The 9,511-nt window shown below is 54.3% G+C and carries 9 protein-coding genes and 1 pseudogene; 5 read left to right on the top strand and 5 right to left on the bottom strand.

Going from position 1 to position 9,511, the window contains the following annotated elements; all coding sequences use genetic code 11:
- Together ABJK56_RS11515 and bfr are read right to left on the bottom strand one after the other, a co-directional pair.
- Nucleotides 1–1,225 (bottom strand): FG-GAP-like repeat-containing protein (locus ABJK56_RS11515; protein ID WP_347244818.1); only part of this gene is annotated, 1,225 nt, incomplete at its 3' end.
- 322 nt (nt 1,226–1,547) lie between these two features.
- On the bottom strand, nt 1,548–2,018 hold the full coding sequence (gene bfr, locus ABJK56_RS11520) for a bacterioferritin (RefSeq protein WP_347244819.1): 471 nt from the start codon (nt 2,016–2,018) through the stop codon (nt 1,548–1,550).
- A gap of 649 nt (nt 2,019–2,667) precedes the next feature.
- On the opposite strand from bfr, the gene ABJK56_RS11525 reads away from it, so the two are divergent.
- The 3 genes from ABJK56_RS11525 (at nt 2,668) to ABJK56_RS11535 (ending at nt 5,111) form a co-directional block, all read left to right on the top strand.
- Nucleotides 2,668–2,826 carry a hypothetical protein gene (locus tag ABJK56_RS11525; protein WP_347244820.1) on the top strand — a complete coding sequence of 53 codons (159 nt, stop codon included), beginning with the start codon at nt 2,668–2,670 and terminating at the stop codon, nt 2,824–2,826.
- A gap of 239 nt (nt 2,827–3,065) precedes the next feature.
- On the top strand, nt 3,066–4,082 hold the full coding sequence (locus tag ABJK56_RS11530; protein WP_347244821.1) for a DUF6807 family protein: 1,017 nt from the start codon (nt 3,066–3,068) through the stop codon (nt 4,080–4,082).
- A gap of 33 nt (nt 4,083–4,115) precedes the next feature.
- Nucleotides 4,116–5,111, top strand: a complete 996-nt coding sequence (locus tag ABJK56_RS11535; RefSeq protein WP_347244822.1) for an aldo/keto reductase — start codon at nt 4,116–4,118, stop codon at nt 5,109–5,111.
- A gap of 66 nt (nt 5,112–5,177) precedes the next feature.
- Here the strand turns inward: ABJK56_RS11535 and ABJK56_RS11540 are convergent, their stop codons facing one another.
- Together ABJK56_RS11540 and ABJK56_RS11545 are read right to left on the bottom strand one after the other, a co-directional pair.
- Nucleotides 5,178–5,930 carry an MBL fold metallo-hydrolase gene (locus ABJK56_RS11540; RefSeq protein WP_347244823.1) on the bottom strand — a complete coding sequence of 251 codons (753 nt, stop codon included), beginning with the start codon at nt 5,928–5,930 and terminating at the stop codon, nt 5,178–5,180.
- A 138-nt stretch (nt 5,931–6,068) separates the two neighbouring features.
- Nucleotides 6,069–7,400: a family 16 glycoside hydrolase gene (locus tag ABJK56_RS11545; protein ID WP_347244824.1), complete on the bottom strand. Its 1,332-nt coding sequence runs from the start codon at nt 7,398–7,400 to the stop codon at nt 6,069–6,071.
- A gap of 251 nt (nt 7,401–7,651) precedes the next feature.
- Between ABJK56_RS11545 and ABJK56_RS11550 the strand changes: the two genes are divergently transcribed.
- On the top strand, nt 7,652–8,404 hold the full coding sequence (locus tag ABJK56_RS11550; RefSeq protein ID WP_347244825.1) for a pyridoxine 5'-phosphate synthase: 753 nt from the start codon (nt 7,652–7,654) through the stop codon (nt 8,402–8,404).
- Between the two features lie 51 nt (nt 8,405–8,455).
- Nucleotides 8,456–9,346, top strand: a complete 891-nt coding sequence (gene dapA, locus ABJK56_RS11555; protein WP_347244826.1) for a 4-hydroxy-tetrahydrodipicolinate synthase — start codon at nt 8,456–8,458, stop codon at nt 9,344–9,346.
- Here dapA and ABJK56_RS11560 read toward each other — a convergent pair.
- Nucleotides 9,321–9,511, bottom strand: a pseudogene (locus tag ABJK56_RS11560) (hypothetical protein); the annotation flags it as partial. The gene dapA and the pseudogene ABJK56_RS11560 overlap by 26 nt on opposite strands.

Here is a 9,511-nt window from a genome sequence, read left to right on the forward strand (position 1 = left end):
CATAGAGATCAAGATCACCGTCACTGTCGATATCCAGTAAGCACACGTGTAGTGCGGTGAAGTTGCCCGTGGTGGAGGCACCTGTGCCCGAGAACGGTTTGAAATTGCCGGTGCCATCGTTTTCCATTAAACGAACGAACCCTGCACCACCAATCCAGATGTCGACATCACCATCGTTGTCAACGTCTCCCACGGCCGCGCATATGCTCTGGGTAGCCAAAATGTCAGCAGGGTGAAAAGTCCCATTTTTATCGGCGAATAAAACCTGGGTGGCATGGTCATTTGTGACACCAGTTAAAACGAGATCCAAGATGCCGTCTTTATTCAGATCGGCCACGGCGATCCCGCCGATTTCGATTGATACTTGACCTGCTTGCCAGACACTACCCATTTTGACGAGTTCCCGCGCTTCGGGGTCGAACACCGGAGTTGTGACGCGGGTATCCGCGTCCGTCCGCCGCGGAATTGGCAACATGTCGGGCCCCAGGGCATAGTAGTATTTTCCGGCAGAACCATAGATTTTTCGTACGGTGAAACTTCCGCCTGCAAGTTCCGCTTGGTTGAGTGCGCGAAACCTCTCAAATAGTTTCAAAGCCGCATCTCGTTTTCCCAGACGCTGGTACTGGAGCGCCAGCCGATAAATGGCTGAAACGAACCCAGGATCGAGGTTGACTGCCCGTTCTAGAAGTTCTACTGCTTTTTCGTTTTGCTGAACCGATAGATAAGCTTCTGCCAGTTTAAGGCAGACATGAGGATCATCGGGATCCAGTTTGTATGCCCTCTGAAAGGCTTCCAGCGCATTTTCTTTTTGCCCTACATGTTCGTAATAGAGTCCCAAACAATACCAGGCATGGATCAATTCGGGATTTTCCTTGGTGACTTCCTGAAACAATCGCTCGGCTTGGTTGATCACCTCTTTTCCGCCGGTATCTTCCATCATGTTGAGATAGGCGAGCCCGAGGTTAAATTTTGCGGCCGTCCAATCGGGAAATTCCTTTAGTACAGCCTCGAATTGCTTACTGGCTGCGGAATATTCGTACTGTTCGAGAAGAGCGCATCCCTTATTAAATGCCGCAAGTGCGCGATAAACAGTGTCTGTCATCCGCGGCGAGGGCAGTGAGCTATCCTCGGCCCGTCCAAATGGCGTCACTAAAAGCAGAGTCACCAGAACGGCGCAGTGACTGAAAGCCAGAGGAGTTCGCGAGAGAAGCAACTGGGGCCTCATGTGAGCTACTCCATGAATCCTCGGATGATTGGATTGCTCCATCCTTTTACCGTTGTACTGGGTCCAAAATTCAAACACGGGATCTGACCTAAAGGAATGCACGCCACAGAGGATTGTAGAAAGGCATGTGCCTGAATGGGGCAGTCATCCAACTCAGGCAAGCACTTACACTTTGGAATACAGATACCAGAGCCGGCCGAGGGAATTACCACTCGGGCAGACTTTCCGTGCCGGTTCATGTCCGTCTGACTTAGCTTTCCAATGCGAGCGTGTGATCGGGTATTCTCACAAAGGAAGTGGCACGCGTCGCCGTGCCGACATGTTACCCTTTCGCCTGCGTCGAAAGGTAAATCTGCAGGCCCATCTGTTCAATCTGAGCCAACTGCTCCTCCAGCCAATTCACGTGCTGATCTTCATCCTTTACGATTGATTCGAGCAACTCCCTGGTGACCGCATCACCCACCTCATGCGCCAATCCAATGGCCTTGTTGTATGCCTGAACTGCGGTCAATTCGGCGTTTAGATCGGAGCGGAACTGCTCAGCCACATTGGGACCGACGTGAACCTCGTTCAAGCGGTTCACAATCGGTGTGCCTTCGAGAAAGATAATCCTCGCAATCAAGCTTTCCGCGTGTTTCATCTCCTGAATCGCGCGCTTTTCAACCGCCTCGTGCAACTCGTCGTAGCCCCAGTCGGCACACATTTCGGAATGGACGATGTACTGGACAATGGCTGTCAGTTCCTCCGCGAGCAACTCATTCAACACAGCGATCAGTTGTTCGTTCCCCTTCATTCGCGAACCTCCTGCACCAGGTAAGGGAGAAATAGGTCACCGCATAGGGCATTCCCTGTGCAAACACCTTTTTATTTTCGCCGCTTGATGAAAAACGTCAACAAGTTGACCTTCTGACTCATCCCCACTTTTGCAAAAACGAATGACATGCCACGAAGCAAGATACTGTGTGGGCAATTCATGAATTGCTCGTACGTTTTTAACGGTAACTGAACTCGGCAGTTGGGATGCGCTCGGTGAAATGGATTATCCAAACGTCGGAATGTGGAGCTGAGAAGCAGGTCCGTCCGCGATAAATCTTGCTCGCACGTGCACCCGTGTGGACGTCCGCTTCCCCATCGCTATCGGAAAAGGAGATGGGTCATGTTGACCTTATCCGGTGGTCTCCTGGCTGTACCAGCACTCTGCCGGTAAGTTGTGTGGAAATGAACGATGCAAACAGCGTTTCAGTTTTTACATCTTGCCCATTTTCCGACGGGCCGTTACCATTTCCGGGCGCTACGGGCTTGCCCGCGGTTGACTGTCCTGTGTGTGCCGTTCCGTATGCACCAGCACAATGAAAACATCGCCTTTGTTTTTCTATTTTGGGATTGTTACAGCATTGATGGGGTGTGCCCCATTGCCGCCGCTCGTCGGTACTCCTGGAGGCATGACTTCCATCGAAGCCGAGCGGAATGCACTCAACGGTTTCGATCCGTTTCCAGAGGATCGCAGTGCGCCGGCGATTGACGGGGCGCGGCCACCTGGTTTTGAGCATCCGGTTAGTGAGCCGGACCGTGTGCGGCGAAAGCCGTGGCTTCCGGAGTGATTTCAGACTGTGGAGGTGCCCCGGCACCGGGTGGGTTGAGCGTTCTCATTCTCTTTAATACTTTGTGGTTCGGAACGCGGAAACCACTTGATTGCGAATTTTGCTCTTCGCGCCTCGCAAAAACGGAGCGTTTTCGTTTGCTGAAGCACTGGGCAGGCTTGATTCGCCGGTCGAACGTCGGCACCATGGTGTTGTCATCCGTGGTGTTCGCCAAATTCTTGCGAGAAAGGAAGACGGGTATGCTAGCCACTCATCGACCGCTCGTCGTGCCAATTATTCTGGCTGGGTTAGCGACAACTGGTGGAGCAGCATGGGGAGAGGGACGATCACCAGTGGAAGCCGTTGCAGCCGAAACTTTGAGCGCTGGTTCCCAAGAACAAATTCGGGGAACGGTTCAAGACGGGCGAGTGACGGTATCTGTTGACGGCACGGTTGTGTTTGAATATGTCGCTCCTGCCAGCGGTCCAAAATGTTACGTCAAAACTTTGTGTTCGCCAAAGGGGATTAACGTTTTTCGCGACTCGCCGCCAGATCATGTTCACCATCATGGGCTGATGTTTGCAGTTGGCGTCGATGGGGTGGATTACTGGGCAGAGGGTCCTGGTTGTGGGACACAGACCACGCAGGGCACGATCCATCTGGAGACACGACAGGAGAACGGACATTCAATGGCCCGTGTTTTGCACCCGATCATCTGGCGGGATGGGCAGGGAAATCCTCAACTCGCAGAAGAGCGCGAGCTTTTGCTGGTTCGCTCCAACCAGCCGCAATTCCCCACTCTGCTCGTTTGGCATACGCGGCTGGAAGTAACTGAAACGGACACCGGTCGAACTCTTTGGGGCCGACATTATTTTGGTCTGGGCTGCCGCTTTGTTGAGGCTATGGACACAGGCGGAACGTTTTATAACTCGGCAGGGGGGAACAGTGTCGCCACCACAAACGACAAATCGGCTGAGTGGTGTGCCTATTCGGCAAATGTAGGCGGCCAACCTGTCACTGTGGTGATAATTGACCATCCTCGGAATTTGCGTCATCCCTCAGTTTGGTTTACCATGGATCAGCCGTTTGCCTATTTATCCGCTACGCTGAACCTTGCCAACGAGAAATATTTTTTGAAAACTGGCGCGACCCTCGATCTGCGGTATGTGGTGGCTGTCTGGGATGGTACGCCATCTGCAACTGAGATAGAGAAAGTCGCCAGCCGTTTCTCCAATTCATCAGGGCGGCTAAAGGGTGTCAACGACAAACGGGAGTAACGGATCCGAGGCAGCGCGAGAGCTTGTGATTCTATGCGTTACGCCCATCTTCCCGGCACGGACCGGAATGTCTCAGTTATCGCGATGGGATGCTGGGCCCTTGCGGGTGACCAGACCTGGGGACCGCAAGACGAAGCCGAATCCATCGCAACAATTCACGCGGCCCTGGATGCGGGTATCAATTTTTTCGACACAGCCGAGCTTTACGGAGCAGGTTTGGCTGAGGAGGTATTGGGCAAAGCATTGTACGGTCAGCGTGAGAAGGTCTTCATCGCCAGCAAGTTCAACTGGGAGAATGCCCGTTACGAGAAAGTGATCTTATCTTGTGAGGCCAGCCTCCGGCGACTCCGATCAGACGTCATCGACCTCTATCAAATCCACTGGGCTAACTGGGAGGTGCCGTTCGAGGAAACATGGTCGGCATTGGAAGAATTGAAACGGCAGGGAAAAATTCGGGCCATTGGCGTGTGCAATTTCGGCGTGAAAGATTTGTCAGCGATCCTTTCGCTCGGCAAGCCTGTGACAAATCAGCTTCCCTATGGGCTCCTGTTCAGGGCCATCGAATACGACATTTTGCCGCTCTGTCGCGAGAAACATATCGGTGTCTTGTGTTACAGCCCTCTCACGATCGGACTGTTGACAGGTAAGTACAAGGCGCCTGACGAGGTTCCCCCGGGGCGGGCCCGAACTCGGCATTTTTCTTGTTCTCGCCCTCTCACACGGCACGGTGAACCCGGCTGCGAAGCGGAAACATTTGCGGCCATTCGCGAAATTGAGAAAGTGGCCGAACAACTCGGCTTGACGGTTGTCCAGTTGGCTTTGGCGTGGCTTCTCGCCCAGCAAGGGGTAACGTCGGTGGTCAATGGGATGCGACGGCCCTCTCAGGCACGCGAAAATGCGGCGGTGGCTGACCTGACGCTTTCCCCTGAAGTCGTCGAACAACTGCGGAAAATCACTGACCCGGTCAAAGAAAAACTCGGTCCTAACCCTGATATGTGGGAGGGATCTGCTCGGTCCCGCTTCCGTTAATAGAGCCGCTCTATCGCGAACCCGGTTCAATCCACGTCGAATATGAATGGGGAGCAAAATTTCCCCCTAATCCAACGCTGGCAGCCTCGTGACCGAATAGTACTCAGCTATGTAGGGGGTTCCTGGGCCAACCACCTTCCGGAAGGTTTTTTCGGCGACCTCGGGCGTATTGTTGTGTTGCGAAAGATGGGCCAAGCATATCCAGCGGTACTGCTGCTTCCACTTTTTCACACAGTGTGCCGCCTCAATATTGGAAAGATGACCGCCGGGACCGCGGATTCGCTCCTTCAGATCAGGAGAATACGGCCCGTTGGCAAGCATTTCCGGATCATAGTTACTCTCGATGATGAGAGCGTCAACCGAGGAAAGGTGCTTTTCTAGGTCGGGGAAGACGTGGCCCAGGTCGGTAAAAACACCGAGCCGATTGCGGCCATCGTCGATAATGAAAGCGGCAGAATCCGGGAAATCGTGCGGAGTGGGAATAGTTTCGATCCGCAGGTTCCCTATTGTGAGGATTTCACCGGGGCGATAAGCATGAGGCGAGAAGTCTTCCCGTTCCGCGAGCCAATCTCTGCAGGCGCGGGGGACCCAAATGGGCAGCTTCAGTCGCCGGTGATAGACTCCACTGTAGTGAATATGATCACGGTGCCCGTGCGACACCACAACTCCCTGAACTTTGGCCAGCGAATATCCGTTAGTTTCGAGACGCAGAGCAACCTGCTTGGCTGTGATGCCGGCATCAAAAAGTACCGCCACGTGCTTTGTTTCGACATACAAACAATTTCCGGAACTGCCGGATTGAAGAAAAAGAACTTTCACGTCCGTAATCCCTGGTCAAAAAGAACGACCGACGAACAATTCGTCGGCCGTTCGATGACTGACACATCACGCGACAAAAATCCCGGCTGAAAGCCGCCGACCACGTTTCGCACCACGCCACTCAGTGATTATTCCGGTTCATTGGTTGTCCGGCAATTCCTTGATCCGGATATTGCGCCACCTGATCTGGCCTTGCTTGCCCGCGTGCACCTGGAGTGCAATGAACCCTTCGAGATCGGCCTGATCGCTTTCATCAGTAAAATCGGCGCAGGGGACTCCGTTGACCCAGGTTCGGATACGGCGTCCGTTCGCTTCAATAACGAATTCGTTCCAGTCTTCAGGCTTGAAAGCCTTTCTGGCTTCTTCGTTTTTGTCCAGTTTGAAGAGCCACCCTCGCCGGGCTTCGTCATAGATTCCACCGGACCATGCCCGATCGGAAGGATCGATCTCGCACTGATACCCGTACACTCGACCGGTATCCGGCCGCTGGTGGCTCCGGATTTGGATGCCAGAGTTACCTGGCTGATCGAACTTCGCTTCGAGCTTGAGAATGAAATTGCGAAAAGTTTTTTCCGTGCACAAAAACGTGTTGGGCCCTAAGCCAACCTTTCCCACGATGCACCCGTCTTCCACCCAGTAAGTGGCGCCGCCACCGGCTTTCCGCCATCCCGCGATGGTTTTCCCGTCAAAGAGGGGTACAAAGCCTTCTTCGTCCGGTTTTCCCTCGGGAGCGGGAAGCGGCCCAAGGACTTCCGCGACGTACGGTTCGATCGCTGCTGCCCAGATGGCATAACCCCTGACGTTGGGATGAAGTAAATCGGGCATGATTTCTTTCGGCAGGGTCCCGTCGATGGTCAGAAAAGCGGAATTAATGTTGACGAATTTCACGTGAACCCCGTCATCTAGTTTCGAGATCAACTCATTGACACGCTCATTTTTCTGCCGAAGGGGATCCTGCGGATTTTCACCTCGCGGGAATATTGCCAGGAGTAGAATCCGGGTCTGCGGCAGTCTGGTTCTCAGCTTTTCCACGATCGCCTTAATCCCTTCTGCCGTTTCTTCCGGCTCATTGGATGCGGCGTTGTTGGTGCCAATCATGACCACGGCCAACTTGGGGCTTATGCCATCGATGTTGCCATTTTCCAGCCGCCAGAGCACGTGTTGAGTGCGGTCTCCGCCGATTCCGAGGTTCACAGCGTGCCGATGGGCGTAGTAGGCGTCCCAGACTTGCTTTCCCTCGCCTTCCCATCCGTGTGTGATGGAGTCGCCAATGAAAATCAGGTCTACATTGCCCTGTTTCACACGTTCGTTCATCGATTGATGACGTTGCTGCCACCACTGGTCCGGACGGGGCACCGGCACCACGGCGTCATTGGCTCTAATTGACGCAGGGGCGAAGCACAACAGGCCCACGAGTGCCAAGTGCAACCGCCCGAATGCAAACCGGGAACCGAAACGTTGCCTCCTCATAGACGCGTCTCCTCTCGAAAAACAACAAATCCAGTGGATGGGGAAGGGAATCGAACGTATTGGCCCAATGTATGGCGTGGTCACCGCTGTGTCTACAGGGACCGTCCGGTATCTAGCCGGACCCAGCGGAGGGAGGGTTTCTTTCCACCTGCGGCCAACGGCGATATAATCCCGTTTTTGCCCGAGTGACGCTTGTGTAGCTAGCCGATCTAACTGCTTTCCGAAACTCACAGGGTGCTAATTCGGTAAAGATGATTCATCTCGGCGTCAACGTCGATCACGTGGCCACACTTCGCCAGGCACGGCGAACCTATGAGCCGGACCCTGTTTGGGCGGCGGCTTTGGCTGAGCTTGGAGGTGCTGACGGTATTACAATTCACCTGCGTGAGGATCGCCGTCACATTCAAGAGCGAGACTTGCGGTTGCTCCGCCAGACAACGGCCGTCAAGCTGAATCTTGAGATGGCGTGTTCTGACGAAATTGTCGAAATTGCCCTTCAGGTCAAGCCTGACCAGGCGACTCTGGTGCCGGAGCGGAGAGAAGAAATCACCACGGAAGGGGGACTGGACGTCCTCGGACAGCTTGATCGCGTGACGAGTGTGGTCCACCGGCTTCAGGATGCGGGGATTATTGTGAGCCTTTTTATCGATCCTGACATTCGCCAAATTGAAGCTTCCGAAAAGACCGGGGCAAAAGCTGTGGAGCTGCACACCGGTTGTTACGCCAACGCACGGGGCGAACAGCAACACCGGGAACTGATCAATTTGCGCGAAGCCTCCCGCGATGTCGTACAGCGAGGGCTCCATCTACACGCTGGGCACGGCCTGACGTACCGTAACGTCCAACCGATTGCGGCCATCCCTGGCATGGAAGAGCTTAACATCGGCCATAGTATTATCGCCCGGGCTGTTATGGTTGGGATGTGTCAGGCTGTTCGAGAAATGAAAGAATTGATGGTGTGGGCAGCCTCCCATCGCGAAATGTTCTCCTCCGATGTTCGTTAAAGTGGTTTGGGCCTGCGGTCTTGTTTATCACCCAAAAGTTGTGGATTCATCATGGCTACGCGTGCTGAACAATTTGCCGGTCTTTCCGTCGCGATAATCACCCCCTTCCGGGATGGTAAGGTGGATTACAAGGCCCTGGAAGAACAGGTGGAGTTCCAGGTCCAGGCAGGTGTCACCTGTGTCTGTCCGGTCGGCACGACAGGGGAATCCCCAACACTCTCTCACCCCGAGCATCGAGAGGTCATCTCGGCTGTCGTCAAAACAGTGGCGGGCCGAATCAAAGTTATGCCGGGCACTGGTTCAAATAGTACGGAAGAGGCCCTGGAGCTTACTCGTTGGGCAGCCCAGGTTGGCGCGGATGCGGTGCTCATTGTGTCGCCGTATTACAATCGGCCGACGCAGGAAGGGCTTTATCAGCATTTCAAACTTCTTGCTCAGGCGGTGGATATTCCTATCTGCGTTTATAATATTCCGGGGCGCACGGGAAGAAACATCGAACCGGAGACGTTCCTCCGCCTGGCCGAGTTCCCGAATATTGCCATGGTGAAAGAGGCTAGCGGTTCACTGGATCAGGTCTCGCAGATAACGACGCAAACCGATTTAACGGTTCTCAGTGGGGACGACAGCCTGACGCTCCCAATTATGGCGGTGGGCGGGCGTGGGGTGATCTCGGTGATCGGCAACATCGTGCCGAAGGACATGAAGGCGATGATCGAGGCCTTCGAACAGGGTAATCTCAGCGAGGCCTTACGGTGGCACAAGAGACTCTTCCCACTGGCCCGAGATATGTTGGGTTTGGCCACAAATCCAATCCCCATTAAGGCCGCGATGCGACTTTTGGGACGCGATACGGGCGAGCTTCGATTGCCCCTAACACCTTTGTCGCCCGAGCAGGAGGCCAAACTCCGCGTCACTCTCAAGAACTACGGTTTGTTGTCTTAACCGGAATCACACGCCGAGCCTGGATAGCTTCGGATTGCACGCGTCCCCTCTCTTCTATCTCTTCTCTCCAGCCAAGGAACGCCTCGAGCAGTTGCATCCCCTCTGGGGTGAGGATGGACTCCGGATGGAACTGCCATCCCACGATCGGCAGACGGCTGTGGCGGA

The organism is Thermogutta sp., from assembly GCF_039793925.1.
Lineage (GTDB): Bacteria > Planctomycetota > Planctomycetia > Pirellulales > Thermoguttaceae > Thermogutta.

Bases quoted from the DNA above. Each gene is read 5' to 3' on its own strand.
- bfr (WP_347244819.1), bottom strand. From the start codon at position 2,018: ATGAAGGGGAACGAACAACTGATCGCTGTGTTGAATGAGTTGCTCGCG.
- ABJK56_RS11525 (WP_347244820.1), top strand. From the start codon at position 2,668: ATGACTTCCATCGAAGCCGAGCGGAATGCACTCAACGGTTTCGATCCG.
- ABJK56_RS11530 (WP_347244821.1), top strand. From the start codon at position 3,066: ATGCTAGCCACTCATCGACCGCTCGTCGTGCCAATTATTCTGGCTGGG.
- ABJK56_RS11535 (WP_347244822.1), top strand. From the start codon at position 4,116: ATGCGTTACGCCCATCTTCCCGGCACGGACCGGAATGTCTCAGTTATC.
- ABJK56_RS11545 (WP_347244824.1), bottom strand. From the start codon at position 7,400: ATGAGGAGGCAACGTTTCGGTTCCCGGTTTGCATTCGGGCGGTTGCAC.
- ABJK56_RS11550 (WP_347244825.1), top strand. From the start codon at position 7,652: ATGATTCATCTCGGCGTCAACGTCGATCACGTGGCCACACTTCGCCAG.
- dapA (WP_347244826.1), top strand. From the start codon at position 8,456: ATGGCTACGCGTGCTGAACAATTTGCCGGTCTTTCCGTCGCGATAATC.